This is a genomic window from Sulfitobacter sp., assembly GCF_039977885.1.
GTDB lineage: Bacteria > Pseudomonadota > Alphaproteobacteria > Rhodobacterales > Rhodobacteraceae > Sulfitobacter.
The window spans coordinates 296,531-320,351 of record NZ_JBDWCI010000008.1 but is presented as its reverse complement, the minus strand read 5'-3'; the positions used below and the strand labels follow the sequence as shown (position 1 = coordinate 320,351).

At 53.5% G+C, this 23,821-nt stretch carries 18 protein-coding genes and 1 pseudogene; 14 read left to right on the top strand and 5 right to left on the bottom strand.

Annotated features, from left to right (window positions below; genetic code table 11):
- Position 1: 1 nt before the first annotated feature.
- Positions 2–3,463, top strand: a complete 3,462-nt coding sequence (locus ABJM03_RS06170) for a hypothetical protein (RefSeq protein WP_348416408.1) — start codon at positions 2–4, stop codon at positions 3,461–3,463.
- A 96-nt stretch (positions 3,464–3,559) separates the two neighbouring features.
- Here ABJM03_RS06170 and ABJM03_RS06165 read toward each other — a convergent pair whose 3' ends face one another.
- The 3 genes from ABJM03_RS06165 to ABJM03_RS06155 are packed head-to-tail and all read right to left on the bottom strand — an operon-like array spanning position 3,560 to position 6,574.
- The gene (locus ABJM03_RS06165) at positions 3,560–4,570 is read right to left on the bottom strand and encodes an ABC transporter substrate-binding protein (RefSeq protein WP_348416406.1); all 1,011 of its coding nucleotides are present in this window, start codon (positions 4,568–4,570) and stop codon (positions 3,560–3,562) included.
- Entirely contained in the window at positions 4,549–5,961 is a 1,413-nt protein-coding gene (locus ABJM03_RS06160; RefSeq protein WP_348416404.1) for a sensor histidine kinase, read from the bottom strand. Before ABJM03_RS06160 ends, ABJM03_RS06165 begins: the two co-directional genes overlap by 22 nt.
- On the bottom strand, positions 5,906–6,574 hold the full coding sequence (locus ABJM03_RS06155) for a response regulator transcription factor (protein WP_348416402.1): 669 nt from the start codon (positions 6,572–6,574) through the stop codon (positions 5,906–5,908). Before ABJM03_RS06155 ends, ABJM03_RS06160 begins: the two co-directional genes overlap by 56 nt.
- A 105-nt stretch (positions 6,575–6,679) precedes the next feature.
- Between ABJM03_RS06155 and ABJM03_RS06150 the strand changes: the two genes are divergently transcribed.
- From ABJM03_RS06150 to ABJM03_RS06140, 3 genes are all read left to right on the top strand, one after another.
- Complete coding sequence (locus tag ABJM03_RS06150) at positions 6,680–7,666, top strand: tripartite tricarboxylate transporter substrate-binding protein (protein ID WP_348416400.1); 987 nt, start codon at positions 6,680–6,682, stop codon at positions 7,664–7,666.
- Positions 7,667–7,740: 74 nt separating this feature from the next.
- Complete coding sequence (locus tag ABJM03_RS06145; RefSeq protein ID WP_348416398.1) at positions 7,741–8,226, top strand: tripartite tricarboxylate transporter TctB family protein; 486 nt, start codon at positions 7,741–7,743, stop codon at positions 8,224–8,226.
- A gap of 3 nt (positions 8,227–8,229) precedes the next feature.
- Positions 8,230–9,717 (top strand): tripartite tricarboxylate transporter permease, encoded by a 1,488-nt coding sequence (locus tag ABJM03_RS06140; protein WP_348416396.1) that lies wholly within the window; start codon positions 8,230–8,232, stop codon positions 9,715–9,717.
- 613 nt (positions 9,718–10,330) lie between these two features.
- Here ABJM03_RS06140 and ABJM03_RS06135 read toward each other — a convergent pair.
- A pseudogene (locus ABJM03_RS06135) lies at positions 10,331–10,778 on the bottom strand (integrase core domain-containing protein); the annotation flags it as partial.
- A 679-nt stretch (positions 10,779–11,457) separates the two neighbouring features.
- Here ABJM03_RS06135 and ABJM03_RS06130 point away from each other — a divergent pair.
- Both ABJM03_RS06130 and ABJM03_RS06125 read left to right on the top strand, forming a co-directional pair.
- Positions 11,458–11,778: a hypothetical protein gene (locus ABJM03_RS06130; protein WP_348416394.1), complete on the top strand. Its 321-nt coding sequence runs from the start codon at positions 11,458–11,460 to the stop codon at positions 11,776–11,778.
- Positions 11,775–13,274 (top strand): sodium:solute symporter family protein, encoded by a 1,500-nt coding sequence (locus tag ABJM03_RS06125; protein WP_348416392.1) that lies wholly within the window; start codon positions 11,775–11,777, stop codon positions 13,272–13,274. Before ABJM03_RS06130 ends, ABJM03_RS06125 begins: the two co-directional genes overlap by 4 nt.
- A 142-nt stretch (positions 13,275–13,416) precedes the next feature.
- Here the strand turns inward: ABJM03_RS06125 and ABJM03_RS06120 are convergent, their stop codons facing one another.
- Positions 13,417–14,358, bottom strand: coding sequence for a helix-turn-helix domain-containing protein (locus tag ABJM03_RS06120; protein ID WP_348416390.1), 942 nt, complete (start codon positions 14,356–14,358; stop codon positions 13,417–13,419).
- Positions 14,359–14,876: 518 nt separating this feature from the next.
- Here ABJM03_RS06120 and ABJM03_RS06115 point away from each other — a divergent pair.
- The 8 genes from ABJM03_RS06115 (at position 14,877) to ABJM03_RS06080 (ending at position 23,803) form a co-directional block, all read left to right on the top strand.
- Positions 14,877–16,115 carry an ABC transporter substrate-binding protein gene (locus ABJM03_RS06115; RefSeq protein ID WP_348416388.1) on the top strand — a complete coding sequence of 413 codons (1,239 nt, stop codon included), beginning with the start codon at positions 14,877–14,879 and terminating at the stop codon, positions 16,113–16,115.
- Positions 16,116–16,125: 10 nt separating this feature from the next.
- Positions 16,126–16,992: a branched-chain amino acid ABC transporter permease gene (locus tag ABJM03_RS06110; protein ID WP_348416386.1), complete on the top strand. Its 867-nt coding sequence runs from the start codon at positions 16,126–16,128 to the stop codon at positions 16,990–16,992.
- Positions 16,992–18,017: a branched-chain amino acid ABC transporter permease gene (locus tag ABJM03_RS06105; protein WP_348416384.1), complete on the top strand. Its 1,026-nt coding sequence runs from the start codon at positions 16,992–16,994 to the stop codon at positions 18,015–18,017. Before ABJM03_RS06110 ends, ABJM03_RS06105 begins: the two co-directional genes overlap by 1 nt.
- Entirely contained in the window at positions 18,014–18,739 is a 726-nt protein-coding gene (locus ABJM03_RS06100; RefSeq protein ID WP_348416382.1) for an ATP-binding cassette domain-containing protein, read from the top strand. Before ABJM03_RS06105 ends, ABJM03_RS06100 begins: the two co-directional genes overlap by 4 nt.
- The gene (locus ABJM03_RS06095; RefSeq protein WP_348416380.1) at positions 18,736–19,443 is read left to right on the top strand and encodes an ABC transporter ATP-binding protein; all 708 of its coding nucleotides are present in this window, start codon (positions 18,736–18,738) and stop codon (positions 19,441–19,443) included. Before ABJM03_RS06100 ends, ABJM03_RS06095 begins: the two co-directional genes overlap by 4 nt.
- 69 nt (positions 19,444–19,512) lie before the next feature.
- Positions 19,513–21,036, top strand: a complete 1,524-nt coding sequence (locus ABJM03_RS06090) for an amidase (RefSeq protein ID WP_348416378.1) — start codon at positions 19,513–19,515, stop codon at positions 21,034–21,036.
- Positions 21,037–21,189: 153 nt separating this feature from the next.
- Positions 21,190–22,695: an amidase gene (locus tag ABJM03_RS06085; RefSeq protein ID WP_348416376.1), complete on the top strand. Its 1,506-nt coding sequence runs from the start codon at positions 21,190–21,192 to the stop codon at positions 22,693–22,695.
- A gap of 184 nt (positions 22,696–22,879) precedes the next feature.
- On the top strand, positions 22,880–23,803 hold the full coding sequence (locus ABJM03_RS06080) for a LysR family transcriptional regulator (RefSeq protein ID WP_348416375.1): 924 nt from the start codon (positions 22,880–22,882) through the stop codon (positions 23,801–23,803).
- Positions 23,804–23,821 lie beyond the last annotated feature (18 nt).

Here is a 23,821-nt window from a genome sequence, read left to right as displayed (position 1 = left end):
CATGTACAAACGCACATCGAACCAAATTTCCGCCCTAGCGGTTTCCGCAATCCTTGCAGGGTCGGCCAGTCATGCACAGGACACGGTGAATCTTCCCGTTCCGCCAAATGCAGAGCCCGACACCGGTCCTGTCGATAACAGCAGTGGCTTTGTGCTGTCTCTTGATGGTGAAACGATCGACGCCGATCCACAGATCGAAGACAGGGTGCGCAAAGCTGATATCGCGTTGGCCGAGGCTGACGTGCAGATCCAGCTTGATCCTGTCGATCCTGTGACGCGCTTGGATGTCGAGATCGCAGGCCCTCCACAGCGCTACCGCCCCGGCGACAGCGTTACTCTGATCTCGGAGTCGAACTATCCGGCCTATTTGGCCCGTGGTGAAATGCGCATCATTGACCGTGGTGCCGCAGGTGGCCCGCGTTTGCTGACTGTTGTGCCGGTGGAGGTGAATGGGCACACAAGCCTGGTTCTGCCGCAAGGGCGCGATGTTGTGGTCGTGCACCGAGTGTATGACGACAAGGGTCGCTATGATGAAACCCGTGCATTGGCCCTTTTTGATCCGGATGATCGCGGCCAGCTTGATGATGTCGAAGAGGGTAGCCAATACACGGGCAACCGCAATATCCGCGTGAAGGGTAGTACCGTCACGGTTTCGGCGACGAATGTGGCGCAGGGTGCTGTTCTGGAAACGTTGGGTGAGCGGGTCCGCCCCGACCCGAATGGCCGTCTGGTGATCGAACGGATTTTGCCGGTAGGCGACCATGTGGTTGATGTGACAATCGCAGGCGGCGGCCAATATGTTGATTTGACCCGCCCGATCGAGGTGCCGGGATCGGAATGGTTCTATGTCGCCGTCGCGGACCTGACCTTTGGCCGCTATAGCAGCGGCTCTACGGGCAACAAATATACCGAAGCCAAAGGCCGTTTCCAGTATTACGTCGAGGGTGAAACGGTGAATGGCTACCGGATTACCTCATCGCTGGATACGGGCGAGGAAGAGCTTGAGAATATCTTCAAGCGCCTAGATGACAAAGACCCCAACGATATCATTGAACGGATTGACCCCAATTCGGGATATGCGACCTATGGTGATGACAGTACAATCGTTGATAACACGCCCACCAGCGGCAAGTTCTATCTGCGCATCGAGCGCGATAACAACTTTGTTCTTTGGGGGGATGTTCTTGCTACTTTGGATGGCAACGGCCTGATCCGAAACGAGCGGAACGTTTACGGCGCGCAAGTGCATCTGGAGTCGCAGAAAGTCACTGCCCATGGCGATGCAAAGACGACCTTTGATGCCTATGCAGCACAGCCGGATCAATCTGTCGGCCGCGATGTGTTTCGTGGAACCGGGGGCTCGGTCTATTTCCTGAGCCATCAGGACATCGAACCTGGCACAGAGGTGATCACAGCCCAGTTGCGCGACGATGTGACGGGCCGTGTGATCGAGACAGTCTCGCTTGTCGAGGGGCGAGATTACCAGATCAATGAATTTCAGGGTCTGGTTACGCTAAATGAACCGCTGTCGGCCACGCTTGACCGCCGCCTGATTTCAAGCACGGTGGGCGGAGACGAGACGATCACCTTGATCGTGCAATATGAGTTCACGCCGACGACAGGGGATATCGACGGTTTCAGCTTCGGGGGCAGGGCGGAGCATTGGCTGACTGACGATTTCAGAATCGGGTTTTCCGCGATCAGTGATGATGACGGTATCGACCGACAAACAAGTGGTGCCGTCGATCTGCGCTATCGTTTCGGCGCAAACAGCTTTGTCCAGCTTGACTATGCCCGTAGTGAGGGGCCGGGATTTGACACGACCTTCTCCAATGACGGCGGCTTTATCTTTGATACACAGCCAGTGGTCGACGGCGATGGCGAGGCGATCAAGCTGGAGGCACAGTTCGACCTCAAAGATCTCGGATCCAAGCGGACGGGTATCGTCGGCGGCTATTTCGAAGACCGGACCGAAGGCTTTACCTCTCTTGATTATCAGGTGAGTGCATCCACCGGAGATGAAACGCTGTACGGGCTTTTCGCCATTATCGAACCCGAAGAAAACAGTTTTGGCTTTAGCTTCTATCTGGATGGCTATGAGAATGATGTGGGCGATGACCGGTTGGAAATCGGCGCCGAGCTGGCATCTCATCTGACAGAAAGGCTTAGTTTTGCTGCCGCCATTGAGCATCTCGATGAGGTCGACCTTGTCGAAGAGATCGACGGCAACCGGACGGATGTCGCGCTCAAACTAGCCTATCTCGTGACGCCTGAGATCGAAACTTATGTTTTTGGGCAGGTGACGGTCGCCAACAACGGGCTTCATAATAACGACCGCTACGGCGCAGGGCTTAGCGCCGCCTTGGGCAAGGGGTGGACTGTGGGCGCAGAAGTGTCAGACGGCTACGGCGGTTTCGGCGCATCCCTGTTGGCCACGAAATTGCGCGAAGACAATAGCTCGGTCTATTTCGGATACGAACTCGACCCCGGTCGTGCCCTTGATGCAGGGATTTCTAAAAATGACAACGGAGGCCGCTATGTCGCGGGGAGCCGTCGCCACATTAATGAAAAAGTCAGCGTTTTTGGCGAGCAAACCTACGATATCTTCGGCACCTCGCGTGAGACAATCGGCGCATATGGCGTTACCTACAAGAAAAGCGATTATCTGAGCTACACGCTTAGCTATGATCTGGGACAGCTGCGCGATAGGGACGATGGCGACATCGACCGTCAGGCCGTAAGCTTGGGCATGCGATATGACGATGACAGGCTGCGGGCCGCTGGACGTATCGAACTGCGCTTTGACGATTACGAAGATGCTTCTGTTGCAGATACCGAAGCCTATTTCTTCGTAGCAGATGCCGAATACCGCATTTCCGAGGAATCGCGCCTTCTGTTCAACCTCGACTATGCCGAAACACGGGCAGACGGGAACAGTTTTGAAGACGGTCGCTATGTGGATGCGGTTCTGGGGTTCGCCCACCGCCCGATTTTCAACGAGCGGCTGAATGTGCTCGCGACCTACCGCTATTTCTTTGACGATGTCGGTCAGGAGATCGACGGTCAATCCGATGCTGGTGCCGTACAGGAAACCCATGTGATGAGCATTGAGGCCAACTATGACCTCAACCCCCACTGGACCATTGGCGGAAAGTTGGGCGGCCGCTGGAGCGAGAGCGCCTTTAGCGCTGGTGAGGTTTTGACCGATAATGATGCATGGCTTGCAGTCGCTAATGCGCGGTATCATCTGGTGCATAACTGGGATTTGCTGATCGAAGCACGCCATCTCGAACTGTCTGATGCGGGTCTTTCAAGCACCGGCTTCTTGGGCGCAGCATATTATCACATCAACAATAACGCCAAAGTCGGTGTGGGTTATAACTTCACCGATTTCTCGGATGATCTGACCGACCTGTCTTATGACAATGAAGGTATTTTCATCAATTTGATCGCCAAATACTAAGCTGGCAGGAGCCTTTCGCGCTGGATGCGAGAGGCTCCTCAGGGCGTTGGCGACCTCTTGCGGTCAGGCGGCAAAGGGATACAGGCCCCTAAACCTTCATTCATCTTGCACAATCGCGTCTTCCCATTCGCGAATAAAAGAGCCGCGCTTCATCTGATCAAGATAGGTCATTAGCGCGGGGTTCAGGCCGATTGTTGTCTGCCCTTCGCTTTGCTCACCTATGGGGAGCGGCGGAAGCGGGAAGTTTACGGGATCGCCCTGTGCCTGCAGGTCGAGTAGATGACGAATGAATGCTTCGGCATTGTCACTTTGAGGCGCGCTTTGTGATTTAAATACGGTCCGCATCATTGTCGTCGGGAATTCGGACGGCAGTATTACGGCCAAATGTTCCGCGTCCAATGCTCTTGCCATGGCGTAGCTGCCCAACACATTATACGCCACAACAAGATTTCCTTCGATAAGGTCATCAATCATTTGCCCAGAGCAGCAATATAGCCGTGCATTAATGCTCCCCATGACCTCTGTCAGGCGCCAATAGGTTTCAGATGCACGTGCATCCTGAGTTGCAAACAAATACCCCAACCCGGATTGACGTACATCATATGTGCCAACCCTTCCGTAAAAATGTTCAGGGGCTTCGCGCATCAGACGGATCAAATCCTGTCTGGTCCGAGGGGTCGGAAAGCCGGCGAGCGCATGGCGGTTTACAACGATTGCAGCGGGTTCTGACGTGAAGGCGAACAGGCTGTCATGCCATTGGGCCCATTGCGGGTGCTCAATATCCGCCAATTGGGCGGCAAACCCATCGTTAGCGAGCTTGAGTTGAAGGTCCATGGCGCTGGAGATGACCACATCAAAGGTATCGGGCGCGGCGCGAAAACGTCTGTCGATGTCAGCCGTTCCTGTAACCAGATATTCAACCGAAACTGACGGATTCGCACTGATAAAATCTTCTACGATCGGCGCGAAAAACGACGTGTCGGTGCTTGATAATACCCTTAGGGCGGTGCCTTTGTTCACCGGACCAAACAGCTTTTGATCCTCCCATTCCTGAGCGGAGGCAAAGACCGGTATGAACAAACAGATTAGAAATGTAAGGAAACGCATGCTCCGCCCTCCGGTCTGTTGCGCAATGATATTTGCCCGCCATGCACCTCTACCACCTCTTTGGCGATCGTAAGCCCGAGGCCGGACCCGACCTTTACATGAGCATCTTTTCCGCGGACGAACCGCCCTGACAGGGTTGGGATTTCGTCGACATCAAATCCTTGCCCGCTATCCAGAACGCTCACGCAGACGTTTGGCTTGTTGGTGACAACAATCTCTACATCCGTTTCGATGGGGGAGTATTTCAAAGCGTTATCAATCAAATTTCGAAAGGCATTTTGCAACAGAATAATATCCCCTGAAAGAATGACTGGCGCGTCTGTTTTTAGAGACAGCGAAATGTCTTTTAGATCGGCCAAAGGTGTCATTCGTTCTACGAGGTCATGCAGAATTTCCACCAGGTCGACATCTTCCGCTTTAAGGTTCTCGCTTCTGAAGGTCACCATTGCATGGTCCAATAATTGGCCCGCGGCACGGCTGCTTTCGTCGATCGCTCGGACCATTGACTGTAACGCTGCGCGGTTTTCATCATGCTTTACACGCTGCAACGTGCCTTCTGCATGGGACCTCACGATTGCCAAAGGGGTTCGAATGCGATGGGCGGCCTCGGCGAGGAAATCTTCGGATTGCGCCAGGGTGTGATCAAGCCGAGACATAAGCGAATTGAGCGATCCCACGAGTGGCCCCATCTCAGTCGGAACCGGTTTGGCAACAGGAGTAAGGTCGTGTGGCCCACGGCGTGTGATTGAACGTGTGAGACGATGCAATTGGCCACTGGTCGTTGACGCCGCCCAAAGGGCAAGGGCCGAAGACAAGACAAAGAAGCCAAGACCAATAAGTGCAACATTGCGTGAAATGGTGTTCAGAGCGTCGGAAAGCGCGTCTTGTGTCTGCGCGACAGACACTGACACGAACCGAGGCCCGTCCAAGCCTATCAAAACCCGTGCTCGGGTCGCCACCCGGACCAATTCGCCATTGAATTCTGCAGTGGTGAATTGTGATCTGTCCGTTGATGGGCTTTCCGGCACTGGCAAATCCTCATACCCCGACAAAAGCCGTGACCCTTCATGGATCGCGTAAAATACCCGATCGTCCGCACCGGTGTTCAGCATCGAAAAGGAGGAATAGGGAAAATCCAAAGTAACGCGGCCATCGCGGATGATGGCAGTATCCAAGACTGACGACATGGATGCGTTCAGGATGTTGTCTTGGCCTTGTTGTGCGATCTGTGATGCAAGGGCGCGGACAACAAAGAATAGCACCGCCGCGAGGACCGCAGCCCCGCCTGTCAGGATCACCGCCAGACGGGTGCGTAGGGACCCCGAGACATTGACCTTAGCGTTCATGGTCAAGCCGGTAGCCAAGCCCTCGGAGGGTCGTAATCTGGACATTTGATCCCTCCAGATGTTTTCGCAACCGCCCGATATATACCTCAACCGCGTTTTCAGAAACGTCATCATCATAGGCAAAAAGGCGGTCCATGATTTTCTGCTTTGAGAAGATTTGCCCTCTGGGATTCATGAGGAGTTCCAGCAATCTCAGCTCGCGGTTGCGCAGGCTGATTTCCTCCCCCTTAACTGTGAGTTGCCCTGCGAGCGTGTCAAAAGCGATGTCGCCAACTGTCAAAATGGATTGTGCCGACCCGATCTTGCGCCGCAAAACAGCACGGCACCTCGCCTGTAGTTCTGCATGATCAAATGGTTTTGTGACGTAATCATCCGCCCCATGATCCAGCATGCTGATTCGATCAGAGACCTGACTGCGGGCCGTCAATACGATGACAGGCGTGTCATTTCGGGCCGCCCGATGCTGTTTGAGGAAGCTTCGGCCATCGCCATCCGGCAACATAATATCGAGGAGGATAAGGTCGTATTCTCCCGTCGATGCGAATGCTGAGGCATCGGCAATTTTTGTAGCGTGATCAACGATATGTCCGTCGAGACGAATGCGAGAGGCAACGGCCTCGGCGAGCTCTAGATTATCCTCGACGAGCAGATATTTCATCGCATTTGCGTTCCTTTTTTCTGGTGTGACAGGTCCGTGACAGGTTCCTGTGTTTTCTTCCCCGAACGGTGCCGCGAGGAGACGGCTACCAAATGGGAGGATAGCATGACAATGATGAAGATGGGCCGCCGTGCCCTAATCGCAACTGCGGTTGCAACCTTTGGCTTGGGTACACCTGCGTTCGCAGATGGCCACAAAGTTTTGGACGACGTCCACTTTATTATTCCAGGTGGCGCCGGTGGCGGCTGGGATGGCACAGCACGCGGCACAGGCGAAGCCCTGACCAAAGCTGGTATCGTGGGCTCGGCCTCTTATGAAAATATGTCTGGCGGCGGTGGCGGTGTTGCCATCGGGTTTATGATTGAAAACGCAGACAGCAACCACGGATCGTTGATGGTGAATTCGACACCAATTGTGATCCGTTCGCTGACCGGTGTTTTCCCACATAACTTCCGTGATCTGACGCTGGTCGCCGGTACGATCGGTGACTATGCGGCGATTGTTGTTCCTGCCGGGAGCGACATCACCAATATGGAAGACTTCCTTGCCGTTTACGATGCGGATCCTGCAGGCACCCCGGTCGGCGGTGGCTCTGTTCCCGGTGGTATGGATCACCTTGTCGTCGCGATGGCTATGGAAGCTGCGGGTCGCGATCCGTTGGATGTAAACTACATTCCATACGATGCGGGTGGTACGGCTATGGCGGCTTTGCTGTCTGGTGAAATCAAGGCGCTGTCCACAGGCTTTTCCGAAGCTGTTGATCTGGCCAACCAAGGCGAAGTCCAGATCATCGGTGTGACGTCTGACGCCCGCGTTGATGCGGCACCAGAAGCAATGACATTGGTCGAGCAAGGCATCGACACGACATTCGTCAACTGGCGCGGTTTCTTCGCGGCACCAGGTCTGCCCGAAGATAAGCTGACAGCGTACCAAGATGCGATTACAGCCATGTATGACACGCCAGAATGGGAGGCCGTGCGCGCCCGTAACGGTTGGGTCAACATCCACAACTCAGGCGATGACTTTGAGACGTTTCTCGTCGAGCAGGAAAAGGTCATCGGCGATCTGATGCGTAAATTGGGTTTCCTCTAAGTCGGGGCACCTACCGGCAGGGCGGTTTATCCGCTCTGCCTATCTATTTTCTAAAGTTTTGGGGGGATGGGCATATGGCCTTGGATCGTTGGATCGCACTTGTCCTGTTGGGCATTTGCGTCGTTTATGGGTACACCGCGTGGTTCACGATGGACGCAAACCTTGCGCCATTTATGCGAAGAAACCCCGTCTGGCCAAGCTCGTTTCCGAAGGTGCTTTCGGTTATCGGCATCATCGCTTCGATGATGATCTTGCTGGGAATCGAGAAGGGCGAAGAAAAGGTCGGCGAGATCGACCACCGGCGTCTGGGTGATTATTTCCTGGGACAAGCGTTGTTCCTGCTCGGGTTGATGGTGGTTTACGCATTGTGCCTACGTCCCCTTGGTTTCGTGTTTTCGACATCGGCCTTTTTGATTGTGGGTTCCTTTGTTCTGGGAGAGCGGAAATGGCACGTCATGGTGCCCGTTTCTCTCATCGCTACAGGTGCTGTTTGGTATTTGGTTCAAGAAGTGTTGGGCATTTTCCTACGCCCATTGCCCTTCTTTTTGATGGGAGCATAAAGGATGTTGGAAGGAATTCTGATTGGCCTACAAACGGCCCTTTCAATGCAGAACCTGTTGGTCGTCATTGGCGGCTGCCTGATCGGGACATTCATCGGGATGTTGCCGGGCCTTGGACCCATGTCCATCATCGCGATTATGATCCCGGTGGCGATTTCCATGGGCGATCCATCCGCGGCTTTGATCTTGCTGGCTGGCGTCTATTACGGCGCGATCTTTGGTGGCTCGACCTCATCTATTTTGCTGAACGCACCAGGGGTCGCGGGAACCGTCGCGTCATCCTTTGACGGCTATCCTATGGCCCGCCAAGGTAAGGCAGGCAAAGCCCTGACCATTGCTGCGATTGCCAGTTTTGCCGGCGGGACGATTGGCGCGATCCTATTGATGATTTTCGCGCCTATGTTGTCATCTGTGGCGCTTCTTTTCCATTCCGCCGAATACTTCGCACTGATGGTCGTCGGCCTATCTGCCATCGCAGCATTTGCCGGGCCGGGCCAGGTCACCAAGGCGCTGATGATGACAGTTCTGGGTTTAATCATGGCGACAGTCGGGGAAGGGGCCTTGTTCAACTTGCCACGTTTCACGGCGGGTATCATGGACCTACAATCAGGGTTCGGGTTCATAACATTGGCTATGGCAATGTTCGCCCTGCCCGAAGCGATGTTCCTTGTTCTGAAGCCTAAAAACCTTGGCGATGATGGTGGCGAAATCAAAGATCTGCGCATCAGCCGGAAAGAAGCCCGTGCGATTGCACCGGTTATCGGTCGCCAATCCGTACAGGGCTTCTTTATCGGTGTTCTACCTGGGGCTGGCGCGACGATTGCATCATTCTTGGGCTATGCCGTTGAACGCAACATCGCACCAAAGGAAGAGCAAGACGAATTCGGAAAAGGCTCTATCAAAGGATTGGCCGCACCCGAAACCGCAAACAACGCTGCATGTACCGGATCTTTTGTGCCATTGCTTACGCTCGGTATTCCCGGGTCAGGAACGACGGCGATTTTGCTTGGTGCATTGATCGCGTTGAACGTGACGCCAGGCCCGCGCCTGATGGTGGACGAGCCGCAAATTTTCTGGGCTGTCATCATGTCGATGTTCATCGGTAACTTAGTCCTGTTAATTTTGAACCTACCGTTGATCCCCTACATCGCGAAGCTGCTGGCCATTCCCCGCAATTACTTGATCCCGTTCATCCTGTTCTTTACTTTGATGGGGGCCTACATCGGGCAAAATAACGCGACTGAACTGTTGATCCTGGTCGGGTTCGGCATCTGCGGTATTGCGCTGAAATTCGCGAACTACCCTCTGCCTCCATTGCTGATCGGGTTTATCCTTGGCGGCATGATGGAAGACAATTTCTCGCGCTCCATGCAGCTGTATGGCGGGGTTTCATTCGTCTTCGAGCGACCGATGACTTTAGGCTTACTGATCATCGCGGTTGGTTTGATACTTTTGCCGATCCTACGGAGGAAAACGTTGGATAAGGTATGAAGCCACCGAGGACCTTAGACGCGACCTAACGCCAATTAACACGAGTAGATAAATTGCCGAACCGGTGGGTTTAAGGAAAAATGAGAATCGTAAAAAGGGCGTGCTGTAATCAGCGCGCCCTTTTTACGAGGTCATATCAGGGCGGCATAGGTGCAGACACAGCACGGGGGATCTAAAGGGGGACCAATTGAAAGGTCTGTGGCTTACAGCTGATGATATTGTTCTGTAGAATCAAATGGTGCCCAGGGGCGGAATCGAACCACCGACACGAGGATTTTCAATCCATCTCGAAGTATTATATGATTTCTGTCATTTACGTTGTTGCAACGCAAATGTTACTCGGTGTTAAGATCAACTTAGATCATAATGCGTGGCGGATTAGGCTGTAAACTCTAGTGCTCATAATCTGGGTCGTCATCATATTCGAAGTCGTCAGAATCTGGCCAGTCATCTAGGCGATTAGCAATCCGCTCAAGGTTTTGGTTGATCCGAATAACAAGTGACGTGAGGCCCACGAAATGAAGTGGTCCCACTATTTCGGACAGGTTTGCGGCTCCGCTAAGATGTAATCTGGTTGAGTTTATGCCGCCTTTTGGTTTCGTTCTGTGTCAAAGAATGCGTTGTCTGGGGTTCGCTTGTCGAGAGCCGTGTGCGGTCGCTCAGAGTTGTAAAAGCTGATCCAGTCTTTGATCACCCGTTTGGCTTGGAAACCATCTTGTAGTTCGTGCAGGTAGACGGCCTCTTGCTTCAATGACCGCCACAGCCGTTCGATGAAGATGTTGTCCAGATATCGCCCCCGCCCATCTATTACCGGCAGGTGTTTGCAAGCAAACACCGAGAGGCATTGAGATTTTGACTTCCGCCTCGGTCAAAGTGGTGATCCAGGCTGAACCCGTGAACTGCGATCTTTGATCGGTATTCATTATCTCGGGCTTGCCGTATTTGGCGATGGCCTCGTCCAGTGCGTCAACGCAGAAGCTGGCGTCCAGCGTGTTCGAGAGCCGCCACGCCAGCACTTTGCGCGTGGCCCAGTCCATAATAGCCACCAAAAAGAGGAACCCTGTCGTCAATGTTGGATACATCTTAGCACGCTGTCCAGTTTTGCCGGACCGCTTCAGTATCCTGTCTTCAAGCAGGATTAGTGTCTACTAATAAGTATTATCCTGTAATTGTGCTGTTTCGTTCAAATTTACCTTATGTTTGGAATGCTACTGGGGCTGGTTTGTGCGGGGCGGGGGGTGCAAGGCGCGCTTGGAACGTTGAATTGCATTAACAGGTGACTAATATTTAAGCTCTGATTTAGCTCGATCCGTGCGCCGTACAAGCCGGATGGGCGTGTTCTGCTCTTGGTTTTATCCGCTTAAATACCCTCTTTCTGTTGTAGGGTTGTTTCATGAAACCAGTAGGTCGGGGCAGATTTTATCGTGCCAAAACGGCATATTTTACACCCGATCTAACCACTCATCAGGAGATAAGGGGCTGATAAGTATATATTTAAATGAATTTCAGTCTCGTGTCGAAATGAGGCTGGAAAAATTCTGAATGAGCACCCTTAAAGGTAGAGTGGAATATGTATGCGCTGACTGTTTGATTGCGACGCCACCTCTCTGAAACTGTTACTTTGCAGATACCTGCACAAGGCCGTGCATTTTCTTGCATGGAGATTTCTGTGCGCTCTGCCTCTGTTTGATGGCAAGGCCCGCTTCCACCGGCGGACAGAACAAAGTTGGAGATAAAGATATGACGAGAGATAAGCAGCCGAAGCTGGAGAGCGCGGGGGGGCACGAACAGCGCTATCCACTGCTTGGCATCGTGCCCAAGTCAGGCCTGGGGAGGTTTTTTCTAGTGTGGGCTGCCATCAATATCATTCTGGCGCTTCTTCCGGTGTTCAATATTTACGGCAACAGTAACGAGTTGGGCATAAGTGGTATGCCCACGACAGTGTTCTACTCCTACGCAGTCTTTACACTGAATTGTATTTTGGGGACGGCATATTTCCTGACGCGCGGCCTGGCCTGGGTGGAGCTTAATGAAACCGCTGAAAGGGGAGGCGTAGAATGACAACTATATTCATGCTTGGGGGGATGGCTCTCTATTTGGTTGTGATGTTCTATGTCGGCTATCGCGCTTATTTGACCAACAAGGTGGGTGATCCCGAAGACTGGTTTGTGATGGGGCGCAGCGCCAATATCTTTATGCTGGTCGGGACGATGTTTGCCACGTGGTTCTCTACGTTTGCCTTCCTTGGCGGGCCAAGCCTGTTTTACAAAACGGGCGTTAACTGGTTGTTGTTCGGGTTTTTCAATTCGATGGGTCCGGTTTTGATCATGATCATTGGCCCACGGATTTGGGCGCTGGGAAAAAAGTTCAAATTCATCACTCCCGCAGACCTGCTGGCGGCGTTTTACAACAGCAGCCGCCGGTTGCGGATCTTGACAGGCCTCATCTGTATTGCTGTTCTGTTTCCATATTCCGCTATCCAGATCACAGGGATTGCAATCGCGCTTAGCTCAATTTCCGATGGTCTGATCAACTTCAACATCGGTGTCTTACTGATCGCTGTTTGTGTTGGCGTATACTCGTTTGTCGGGGGGAGCCGTGCTGTCGTCTGGACAGATGTTATTCAGGGGTTTCTCTTTGCACTGCTGTTGATTGCAACGATGTTCCTAGTGGTTCGTTGGGCAGGCGGTTGGGATGCGGGTTGGACCAATTCGATCAACGCAAAACCGGAATTGTTCTTCTTTGAGGGCGGCGGCGGGCGCTATATCACGCTGATGGTTCTGTGGTCATTTGGTTGGGTCCTTACCCCCCACCTGTGGCAGCGACTTTATATGGCTGACAGCGCGAAGACGTTGGTTAAGGGTGCTGCGATCACTTCCTTCCTTGCCTTGTTTGTTGTGACTTTCACCGGAGCCGTAATCGGGATGCTGGCCATCGGCATGGACCTGACCATTCCCGAGGGTGCAAATTCGGATGCGCTAGTACCGCTGATTTTTGCAAAGTACCTGCCGGCAATGGGTGTGGTTCTTGTGATTGCTGTGTTTGCTGCGGGCATGTCGACGCTTGATAGTCAGCTGATCTCGGCGACATCCAGCTTTACGCAAGATTTGGTGCCATCAGTGATGGAGGCAGATGTTAATAAACGGATGCGTCTGGCACGGTATTTTGAGGTGGTGTTTATCCTTGCAGTTGTTGCGTTTGCCTTTTCACCGCAAGGGCGTTCGTTGATCGCGCCGCTCGCATCGATTGGTGTTGGTATGGCGTTGTCCTTTCTGCTGCCTCTGCTTGGCGCGCTTTTCTGGAGCCGCGCATCCGAGCCTGCCGCGTTCTGGTCAATGCTTCTGTGCTGGGGTGTGATGCTCGCGATGCAATTCGGACTGATCCCGACACCCGGGAAAATCGGGCCACCACTTTGGGGTCTTATCACAGGAGCGATCGTGTTCTTTGGTCTCTCCCTCGCTGTGAGAAATCCGGTTGAAGCGCTGCGACGCCAGCGGTTTCAGGGCGATTTTGCTGAACGGTTCCCCGAAACACGCAGTGCTGTGACCAGCAACTAAACGCAAAACGACCTGTAAAATTGAAGCGACCGGTGCCTGACAGCACCGGTCGTTTTGCATGTGAACAGGTTGTCTGAATTGACAGGGGCAAGCGGAAGGAGTTTTCAAGGGAAGCGGCGGTGCCGCAATACCCAAGTGATTTCTAGAGCGAGCTGGGGGCGACGCCAAATGAACGCTTGAAGGCCTTGCTGAAATGAGACGGATCGGAAAAGCCGAAGTCAAAGGCGATATTGGTGATCGAGGCGTGCTGATTTTTCAATATCTCTCTATGGGCACATTCCAGGCGGGTTCGCCAAAGCCAACGCATCGGGGTGGTGCCCTCGGCACTGAACAACCGGTTGAGCGAACGGGCTGATATACCATGATTTGCACAAATCAGGTCAATGTTCAGATCTGCATCGGCCAAATTTTTCTTCATGAATCTCTGAATATCGTAGAGCTGTTTTTCTTTGTGTGCTTTCTCTGAAAAGTCCTCGGAAGAGAAGACGTGATCAATGCTTCCGAAAATCAGATCCAAAGCCGAGGCTTCGACGTTTTTGGAAAGCGTATTATCGAGGCTCCCGTCATCGGGTTGAAGCTGGTCCAATATCAATCGGGTAAATTTGCCGGCTTGAGAGTTTACCGGCACTTTCCGCGCCGTCAGTTTTTCGACCCGGCTCAAACGGCTGGTAACGTGCGACCGTGGAAAAGCGGCCACAAGGCCACGTACATTTCCGACAAAATTCATTCCGAAGGGTTTGCTCTGATCATAAAGAACCACATCGCCCGGCTTAATTCGGACACGTCTTTCAGATTGGGTAAGTTCGATGCTCCCGTGTTTGACGGTGCAGATCATAATGTGGTTTCGGGGGTCTTTTCTGATGTCTGAGGCCCGCCGAATGAGTGGCATATCAGAGTCGCGCGAATTTGCGGTAATGTCTCCAAGCCCGATGGACCCGGACTTCCACGAGTGCACGGAGCCTCTGAATTCGGGGTTGTTTATGCTCTTACATTCCGTCGTTGAAAAGTCTCGGCAGGTCGATTGGTGCCAGCTGTCAAATCCAGGACCCGTTTTGTAAATAGAAGCGTTCCGTGCATTCAGCATAGCATTCTCCAAATCGATTTCTCAGCTCTTAAACAAGAAGACAACTCAATCGGGTTTCGTGCAAGATTCGCTTTATTTTTATGATGTTTTCGCGTTCGACGGTGTTTGGCCGTTTGAGCACATCTATTGGCATTCAGGGACAAGCGCGGGGCCAAAAAATCTTTTTAACTTCAATGAAGCCAGCCCTGAAACAAGCAAAGGAACGTTGCAAATACCCTGCCGCCGCCGTCTTTCGGACGGATCATTATGTTACTTTTTCAGCGTCAAAATTACCGGCCGCCTAGTTTTTCACCGCTATATTATTTTCGCGCGGTGACACTCATTAGAGCCTACTTTTGACGGCGTAAACTTCGGGTGCCCCCGCATCGGGCAACCGTTGGCATCGAGAAATTTTGCGTCGTGCTGCAGGCATAAATTTCGGTTCTCCCACCTCGGCGGCACAGCCGTCGTGGATGAAAAATTCCAAGAAGAGTCCAAACTCTCTCAACAAAAAAACTTACCAACGAAAGGGAAACAAAATGACGATTTCACGTCGAATCTTTCTAAGAAATTCAGCCGCAGGGGGGGTAGCACTTGCGGCACCTTCACTGATTGCGAATGTTGCCCGGGCCGCTGATGGTCCGATCAAACTGGGCAGTCTACACGACCTGTCCGGCCCGCTTGCTGCGACCGGCGAGCCGATGGTTTATGCGACCCAGCTTGCCGTCAAAGAGATCAACGAAAGCGGCGGTTTGCTGGGCCGCGAAGTTGAGATGATCAACTACGATACACAATCCAACATCCAGCTCTATTCGCAATTTGCACAACAGCTCGCTGTTCGCGATAAGGTCGATGTTGTCCACGGTGGCATCACTTCTGCATCGCGTGAGGCAATCCGCCCGATCTTTAATCGGTTCCGGACGATGTATTTCTATAACACGCTTTATGAAGGCGGCGTTTGCGACCGCAACACGTTCAACTTTGGCACTACACCCGCGCAAACCGTTGAAAAGCTGGTTCCCTATGCGATGAACCTGTGGGGCAAGAAAGTCTATATCATCGCGGCTGACTACAACTACGGTCAGATCACCGCGAAATGGATGCGGAAATATGTCGAAGACAACGGTGGTGAGGTTCTCTCGACTGACTTCTTCCCGCTGGATGTGACAAATTTCGGGCCTTCGATTTCCCGTATTCAAGCGGCAAAACCTGACATGTTATTGTCTGCGATGGTAGGCGGAAATCACACCGCATTTTACCGTCAATGGGCTGCTGCTGGTTTGAAAGACGAGATTCCAATCGCTTCAACCACCTTTGGTTTGGTCAATGAACCTGCGACGCTGGAAGCGGCTGAAAGCAAGGGTGTACTGGGCAGCTACGGTTACTTTGAAGAGCTGCAAACCCCTGCAAGTAAAGCGTTTGTTGATGCCATCAAAGCTGAACATGGTGACAAAACACCCTACATCAACGAGCCTGCAGCCGCGACGTATGAAGCGGTTCACATGTGGGCCAAAGGCGTGGCTCTTGCTGGCACCGCTGACCGCATGCCGGTCATTGAGGCGCTTGAGACTGGTCTATCGTTTGAGGGCCCAAGTGGGAATGTCTTGATTGATCCGATCACTCACCATGTGACCCGCAATGCGTTCCTCGCCGAAGTAAAAGATAAGGCCTGGAATGTTCTGGAGACCTTCCCCTCTCAACAGCCGCTAGACACCGCCGCTGTTTGCGATCTGAAGGCCAACCCGAACGATACAACTCATTACGAAATCGATATTTAAGGATCTGAAAATGGATATCGCGATCATCGTTGGTCTGGACATCATTAGTGGTATTGCTTCGCTCTTGCTTATCAGTGCCGGGCTGGCGGTGATTTTCGGAATGATGAAAATCATCAACCTCGCGCATGGGGAATTCCTCATGCTCGGGGCTTACACAACCGTTCTTTCGGTTTCGGCGGGGGTTAACATATGGCTTGCAATGCTGGTCATATCCCCTGTCGTTGTCGGATTGTTTGGGGTCATCGTTGAACGGTGCCTCATTCAATTCCTATATGGTCGGCTGGTTGACACCATGCTGGCGACATGGGGGCTCAGCCTGGTCATTGTCGGTGCGACGACGATGATTTTCGGGAACACGATTGTTGGTGTGGCGTCGCCTTTGGGTGGCTTCAGTGTTGGCCAATATCAAACGAGCCTCTACACGCCGTTTCTTGCTGTCATGGCTATTCTGTTGATGGTGCTCATATGGGCCATCATGCGGTTCACGCGTGCCGGCTTGATCGCTCGTGCGGTTATGCAGAACCCTGAAATGGCTGCGACTCTCGGCGTTAATCCCGCCAAGGTGTACATGGCGACGTTCGGCGCCGGTGCAGCGATATCGGGTCTGGCCGGTGGCCTGTTGGCACCGGTTGCGGGCATCGTTCCTACGATGGGTGCGGCCTATATCGCAAAAGCATTCATCACGGTCGTCGGCGGCGGCACTTCAATTCTTTGGGGGTTGATCAGTGCGTCAGGTCTGTTCGGCTTCATCAATCAGATCGCCGCGTTTTTGACGACCCCGGTCTTTGGCGAAGTGATCTTGTTTATCTCCGCTGTGGTTCTGATCCGGCTGCTGCCCCTGGGCATCTCGGGTAAATTTTTCAAAGGACGCCTCTAATGCCCAAAATCAATGGAATGACAATCGCGCTGATTGGCTCAGCAATTGCTGCAGTCGGCGTGATCATCGCGCCCCTGTTTGTCGACCTGTTTCAAATCATGCAGCTGACGGTCTTTGCCGCAATGGCTATTCTCGCGCTCAGCTTGGGGTTCATCTGGGGATATGGCGGCATCCTGTGCTTTGGACAGACCTCGTTTTTCGGTTTGGGCGCATATGCATACGCTGTTGCTGCGATTAATTTCGGAGACAGCACCCCGGCAATCATGCTGGCGATTATTGTCCCGGTCATCTTTGCCGCGCTCTTGGGGTATTTCATAATCTACGGCGGGGTCAGCGATGTCTATCTTGGGGTCATTACCCTGACTGTGTCGCTTATTTTGCTGAATCTTGTGAACTCCACGGCTGGTGATGTGTACAAGATCGGCTCGGCACGACTGGGCGGGTTTAACGGCATTCCAGGTGTGCCGACGATCAACATGCCCGGAGACACTAGTTATATTCTAAGTCCCGAACAGGCCTGGATACTCACAGGTTTGGCATTGATCGCGGTCTACCTTGGCCTGCGCCTGCTGATCGCGAGCACGTTCGGACGGGTCATCATTGCCATCCGCGAGAATGAAACACGCGCGGCACTGCTTGGATACGACCCACGGATTTACAAGCTGTTAACCTTTATGATCGGCGGTGCGGTGGCTGGCTTTGCAGGGGCACTTTATGTGAACTGGGGCGCGTTCGTTAGCCCGACGATCTTTGCCCTTGGCCTGTCGGCTCAGATCATCATTTGGGTCATCATCGGAGGTCGTGGAACGTTGATCGGTCCGATTATCGGCTGTCTATTGGTGCAATGGATGGTCACGGAAATCGGCGCGCAGCAGACATTGGATGCAAATTTCATTCTGGGTGCAGTTCTGATCGGTTTCGTTCTGCTGGTGCCAAAGGGGATCGCGCCCACGGTGCGGGATTTCGTGGCCGCACGTCTGGCGCGCACCAAAAGCGACACTGTAATCGAGGATGTCAAACCATGAACCAGACACCGCTTCTCGAAACCAAGAACCTGACCGTCCGCTTTGGCGGGGTGACGGCGGTCAACAATGTAAATTTCACCCTAAAGGAGCAGGAGTTACGCTGTCTGATCGGGCCTAACGGAGCGGGAAAGTCGACATTTTTCAAGCTCCTGACCGGCCAGCTCCAGCCCTCCGAAGGCCATGTGCATCTTCGCGGCAAGGACATTTCGGGGGCATTTCCCCACCAAATTTCGCGGTTGGGTATCGGTATCAAGACACAAGTGCCAAATGTGTTTAACGCGATGACGGTGCAGGAAAACCTTTGGATTGCCGCGCGTCAGAAACACACGCCAAAGTTTTGCAACGATCTGGTAGAGGCGATCATGACGCAGCTGCGGCTGACGGGGATTGCCAAACGGGAAGTCGGGCAGCTGTCTCATGGACAGCGACAATGGGTCGAGATCGGCACAGTGTTAGCGGGCGAGCCGGACCTTATTTTGCTGGATGAACCAGCTGCTGGCATGACCCATGACGAAGTGGACCGGACGGCAGAGCTGATCCTCGAGATCAACAAAAAACGTGCTTTGGTCGTCGTCGAGCATGACATGCAGTTCATCAAAAAGATCGCCAAAACAGTAACGGTCCTACACCAGGGTGCGGTGCTAATCGAGGACGATGTGCGCACGGCCCTGCAAGACACCCGTGTGCAAGACGTCTATCTTGGAAAGGGATTGTCAGTATGATTTTGGAAGTTAACGAGCTGCGATCGGGCTATGGCCGCATCCCGATCCTGATGGGGACCACGTTGGCCGTCGCGGAAGGTGAGTTTCTGGGTATTCTGGGTCACAACGGCATGGGTAAAACCACGCTGATGAAGACGCTGATGGGCCATCTGCCCACAACCGGCGGATCGGTGAAATTTGCCGGCAAAGATGTCACAAATCTAAAGCCCCACCAAAGATCGCAGGCCGGTTTGGGGCTGGTGCCGCAGGGTCGACAAATCTTTGCGGATCTCACCGTACATGAAAATTTGCGGATGGGTATGGCGGGACAATCCGGTGAAGACGCTGACTTCATGGATGATGTTGTTTCGCTATTTCCACGTTTGCAGCGGCTGATGGATCGCCGTGGTGGTGCTTTGTCTGGTGGTGAGCAGCAACTTTTAGCCCTTGCGCGCTGTTTGTGCTCGAGGCCCAAGCTGATGCTGCTGGATGAGCCGACGGAGGGTATTCAACCATCGATCCTTGAAGAGATTGTCGAGACCCTGCTCGTGCTGCAATCGCGTGGGCTATCGCTCATCCTTGTCGAGCAGAATCTTGAGTTCATTGCGGCTTTGTCGAGCCGTGTTCTGACGATTCAAAAGGGTGCCATCGCCGGCGAGATGACCCCGAAAGACCTGAAAAACCCTGAAGTTGTCGCACAATTTGTTGGCATGACAGTGGATTGATCAATGGCTGTGCCGCAAGGCCCATCAGGATCTAAATAATTGAAACTAAATACAACAGTGGAGAATACCATGACGATTAAAAGACCAAGCGTTGAGCAGCTCATGAGCATCGGCACAGAGTTGGGGATGACCCTGACGTATGCAGAGGCCGAAGAATACCTTGGCCTGATGGCAGGCAATCTTGCGGCTTATGATGTCGTAGATGCAGAACCGGATTTCACCCCACCGGTCACGTATCCCCGCACAACCGGCTATACGCCTGCGCCCGCAGATAATCCCTTTGGCGCTTGGGCACGCAAAGTAACGGTCGAAGGGGCTGCTGAGGGTAAGCTCAAGGGAAAATCCGTTGTGTTGAAAGACAACGTTGCGCTTGCTGGCGTTCCCATGACGAACGGGGCATCGACGCTGGAGGGGTTCATACCCGTCGCAGATGCCACCATCGTCACACGGATGTTGGATGCAGGGGCGACAATCGAGGGCAAATCCGTTTCTGAATATTTCTGTTTGTCGGGTGGTAGCCACACTTCAAAGCCGGGAATGGTGCATAACCCACGCCGGGCCGGATATTCCGCTGGCGGTTCGTCCTCGGGGTCGGCAGCACTTGTCGGTGGTGGTTTGGTCGATATGGCAATCGGCGGCGATCAGGGCGGATCTATCCGCATGCCAGCGTCATTCTGCGGGATCGCGGGGATGAAGCCAACACATGGTCTGGTACCCTATACTGGTGTCATGCCAATTGAAGCGACTATCGACCACACAGGCCCGATAACCAACACAGTTGCCGATAACGCATTGTTACTCGAAGTGCTGGCGGGTGCTGACGGACTGGACCCGCGTCAATACGCGCCCAAGGTTGACGATTATACAAAAGCGCTGGATCGTGGCGTCAAAGGCATGAAAATTGGCGTTCTGAAAGAGGGCTTTACTGCTGCAAACCTGATGCCGGGCGTTGCCGATTCCGTCAAAGAAGCGGCTGAAACATTCCGTAGCCTTGGCGCGATTGTCGAAGAGGTATCTATTCCCGATCACCTGTTGGCGGCGGCAATCTGGGCACCAATCGCGCTGGAGGGGCTTCAGTGGCAGATGATGCAGGGCAACGGCATGGGCATGAACTGGAAAGGTGCGTATGATGTCGGATTGATGGATCATCACGCTGGCTGGCGTCAGAAGGCTGATGATCTTTCGGAAAGCCTGAAGATTAGCATGCTGCTGGGGCAGTACGGCATCGACCACTTCAACGGTCGCTATTATGCCAAGGCGCAAAATATCGCGCGGAAGGTGAAAGCAAGCTATGATGCTGCATTTGAAAGCTATGACATCCTGCTGATGCCAACCCTGCCGATCACGGCCTCCAAACTGCCAGAGCCGGGTGCCTCAATTACCGAAGTCGTCACCCGCGCGTTTGAGATGATTGCAAACACCGCGCAGTTCGACGTGACCGGCCATCCTTCGATGTCGATCCCATGCGGCCAAGTTGACGGTCTGCCTGTTGGCTTGATGTTGACGGGCGCGGATTACACGGAAAGCACAATCTACGCCGCGGCCGCCGCTTTTGAAGCAACTGTCGATTGGACTGGCGGGTCCAAGTCCTAAGAAGATGCTCATCATCGGGCCGGAGGCATCCGCCACTGGCCCGATTTTCCCTTCATTGCCATACTTGTTCCCGTTCACCCCGAAGGGAGACAGGTACCCATATATGCGACCCGCGATAGCCGCGCCAAGACATTGCAAAATCAGGAGATGACCATGACAATCAACCGCCCGACCGTCGAAGAAGTTCAAGCCGCCGCGTTGGAAATTGGCATCCATTTTGATGCTGCCGAAGCTGCCGTGTATCACGAATTGATGCAGGGCCAGCTTGATGCCTATGATCTGGTTGATAGCTTGAAGCCGGAAATGCCTGAAACGATCTATCCGCGATCTGCGGGAGAAAAACCAGAACCCAAAGACAATCCCTATAACGCATGGGCTGTCAAATCGACGATCAAGGGATCGGGCAAAGGCAAGCTTGTGAACAAGACCGTTGCCATAAAGGACAACGTCAGCGTTGCGGGCGTTCCAATGTCGAATGGCACGTCAATATTGACAGGCTATGTGCCCGATACCGACGCAACAATCGTCACCCGTATTCTAGATGCAGGCGGTGACATCCTCGGCAAGGCGAACTGTGAGTATTATTGCGCCTCGGGAGGGAGCCACACCTCCATTAACGGCGTCGTTGAAAATCCTGTTGCGCCGGGTTTCAATGCGGGGGGGTCTTCGTCGGGGTCCACGGCTTTGGTGGCTGCGGGACTGGTTGATATGGCCACAGGCGGGGACCAAGGTGGGTCCGTGCGTATCCCTGCGTCTTATTGCGGCGTGGTGGGGTTGAAACCAACGCATGGTTTGGTGCCATACACGGGTATCTTTGCTGTTGAGCTGACCTTGGATCACGCAGGGCCGATTACGCGTACGGTCGCTGACAATGCATTGATGCTTGAAGTCATGGCCGGTCCTGACGGTCTTGACCCACGTCAAAGCGGTACGCCTGCACAACCCTATACGCAGGCGTTGGACAAGGGCGTGAAGGAGCTTCGGATTGGTATCGTGTCCGAGGGTTTTGGCACCCAAGGCGCAGAGGCCGAAGTGGATGCGCGCGTTATGGAAGCTGCTGAAAAACTCGGCGCCGCCGGTGCGACCGTCAGCACGGTCTCGATACCGTTGCATCCCGCAGGCGCTGCGATCTGGACCCCTATCTTCCTTGAGGGTACCTATGATCTGATGTTGCGCAACAACGCCTATGGCACAAACATGAAAGGCGTGTTCAACGAAGGTCTGATGGAGGCACAGAGCCGTTGGAAAGACCATGCCGACGAGTTTTCAGAAACTGTAAAGTTAGGGATGTTAACCGGCCACTTTACGGCGTCGCGCAACAAGGGCCGTTATTATGGAAAGGCGCAGAACCTGAACCGGCTCTTGACTGCCGATTATGAGCGCGCCCTATCCGAGGTCGACATTCTGATCATGCCGACAACACCGATGGCCACGACACGCTTGCCGCCAAAGGATGCTGGCCCCGCTGAGGTGATTGCACGGGCCTTTGAAATGGTCGGGAACACCGCACCGACGTGTGCAACCGGTCATCCCGCGATTACTGTTCCCGTTGGCACGACCTCGGACGCGCGCCCGATCGGTGCCATGTTGATTGCGCGGCATAGTGATGAAATGACACTGTTCAGTGCGGCACAAGAGCTTGAAAACGCGTACTCTTGATTTCTAAATGCGATCGCCCTTTCGCCCGCCTCTTGGCGGGCGGAGGGGAGGCCGGCCTTTGCTGCGCCGTACAACCACTCCCAACTCTTTCGACCAGAACCTGTTTCGCCGTATTTCTAGAGGTGCGGTTTGACAGGGTAGGTGCCTGCCAGTACCCTGAATAAAAGCAATGAGTGGTACGAAGATGAAAGACCCCCTCGCAAGTTTGGATTGGGGAGACATAAGGGTTTTCTTAATTGCGGTGCGTTACCAACGCGTGAGCGGTGCGGCCAAGGAACTACGCCTCAGCCACTCTACTGTTTCACGTAGACTATCCCGCCTTGAACAGGTTTTAGGTGCTGCATTATTCGAACGGAACCGCGATGGTTTGATCCTTACTACGTTTGGCAGGTCCGTTCTAAAACGGGCTGAGGAAATCTCGCTTGGGGTGAATAACCTGCGCAGTGATATCGAAGGGTCCGGAGACACCAGCGGGGTAGTCCGTTTCGCTACGATGGAAGGGATCGCATCGCTTTATCTTGCGTCTCGTCTCGCAGGGTTTCAGGCCTCGTATCCGCATATCCAGCTTGAATTGCTGACCACCGCGCGCGAGGTGCAGATTAGCAACCGTGAAGCCGATATTCTGCTGAGCTTTCACAAGCCCCAGGGGACCGACATGGTGTCCAAGCGGGTTGGTACATTTGGAATCGGGCTATACGCGTCCCCGGAATATCTGACTACACATGGTACGCCTACGAAAGCCAACCAAATGGCCGACCACAGCTATGTTGGATATCTGGATCAGTTTGTAGAATTAGAAACAGTACGCTGGTTAGAGGAGCTCATTGAACATCCTCGCATCGTGTTCCGTTCTAATAGCATGATTGTCCAACGCAGCGCTGCAAGAGGCGCATTGGGTATCGTTGCACTACCGCATTTTGCCTTGTCAGAAAATGAAACGCTGGTGCGCGTCATGCCAGATCTGGCTGCACGCCGCCCGCTTTGGATTTCAGTGCATCAAGACCTCAGGAACGTTCCGCGCATCAAGGCTGTTCAATCTTATTTGGATCAGCTTTTCGACACTAATCAAGCCTATCTGAACGGGGCCTCAGCTCATTCCTTCGGCTGAATTTGATGTCTCATATCC

Excerpts from the sequence above, each read along its gene's own strand:
- ABJM03_RS06125 (WP_348416392.1), top strand. The coding sequence starts at position 11,775 with ATGACAACTATATTCATGCTTGGGGGGATGGCTCTCTATTTGGTTGTG.
- ABJM03_RS06120 (WP_348416390.1), bottom strand. The coding sequence starts at position 14,358 with ATGCTGAATGCACGGAACGCTTCTATTTACAAAACGGGTCCTGGATTT.
- ABJM03_RS06130 (WP_348416394.1), top strand. The coding sequence starts at position 11,458 with ATGACGAGAGATAAGCAGCCGAAGCTGGAGAGCGCGGGGGGGCACGAA.
- ABJM03_RS06095 (WP_348416380.1), top strand. The coding sequence starts at position 18,736 with ATGATTTTGGAAGTTAACGAGCTGCGATCGGGCTATGGCCGCATCCCG.
- ABJM03_RS06150 (WP_348416400.1), top strand. The coding sequence starts at position 6,680 with ATGACAATGATGAAGATGGGCCGCCGTGCCCTAATCGCAACTGCGGTT.
- ABJM03_RS06105 (WP_348416384.1), top strand. The coding sequence starts at position 16,992 with ATGCCCAAAATCAATGGAATGACAATCGCGCTGATTGGCTCAGCAATT.
- ABJM03_RS06110 (WP_348416386.1), top strand. The coding sequence starts at position 16,126 with ATGGATATCGCGATCATCGTTGGTCTGGACATCATTAGTGGTATTGCT.
- ABJM03_RS06140 (WP_348416396.1), top strand. The coding sequence starts at position 8,230 with ATGTTGGAAGGAATTCTGATTGGCCTACAAACGGCCCTTTCAATGCAG.
- ABJM03_RS06090 (WP_348416378.1), top strand. The coding sequence starts at position 19,513 with ATGACGATTAAAAGACCAAGCGTTGAGCAGCTCATGAGCATCGGCACA.
- ABJM03_RS06145 (WP_348416398.1), top strand. The coding sequence starts at position 7,741 with ATGGCCTTGGATCGTTGGATCGCACTTGTCCTGTTGGGCATTTGCGTC.
- ABJM03_RS06155 (WP_348416402.1), bottom strand. The coding sequence starts at position 6,574 with ATGAAATATCTGCTCGTCGAGGATAATCTAGAGCTCGCCGAGGCCGTT.
- ABJM03_RS06080 (WP_348416375.1), top strand. The coding sequence starts at position 22,880 with ATGAAAGACCCCCTCGCAAGTTTGGATTGGGGAGACATAAGGGTTTTC.
- ABJM03_RS06160 (WP_348416404.1), bottom strand. The coding sequence starts at position 5,961 with ATGTCCAGATTACGACCCTCCGAGGGCTTGGCTACCGGCTTGACCATG.
- ABJM03_RS06100 (WP_348416382.1), top strand. The coding sequence starts at position 18,014 with ATGAACCAGACACCGCTTCTCGAAACCAAGAACCTGACCGTCCGCTTT.
- ABJM03_RS06115 (WP_348416388.1), top strand. The coding sequence starts at position 14,877 with ATGACGATTTCACGTCGAATCTTTCTAAGAAATTCAGCCGCAGGGGGG.
- ABJM03_RS06165 (WP_348416406.1), bottom strand. The coding sequence starts at position 4,570 with ATGCGTTTCCTTACATTTCTAATCTGTTTGTTCATACCGGTCTTTGCC.
- ABJM03_RS06085 (WP_348416376.1), top strand. The coding sequence starts at position 21,190 with ATGACAATCAACCGCCCGACCGTCGAAGAAGTTCAAGCCGCCGCGTTG.
- ABJM03_RS06170 (WP_348416408.1), top strand. The coding sequence starts at position 2 with ATGTACAAACGCACATCGAACCAAATTTCCGCCCTAGCGGTTTCCGCA.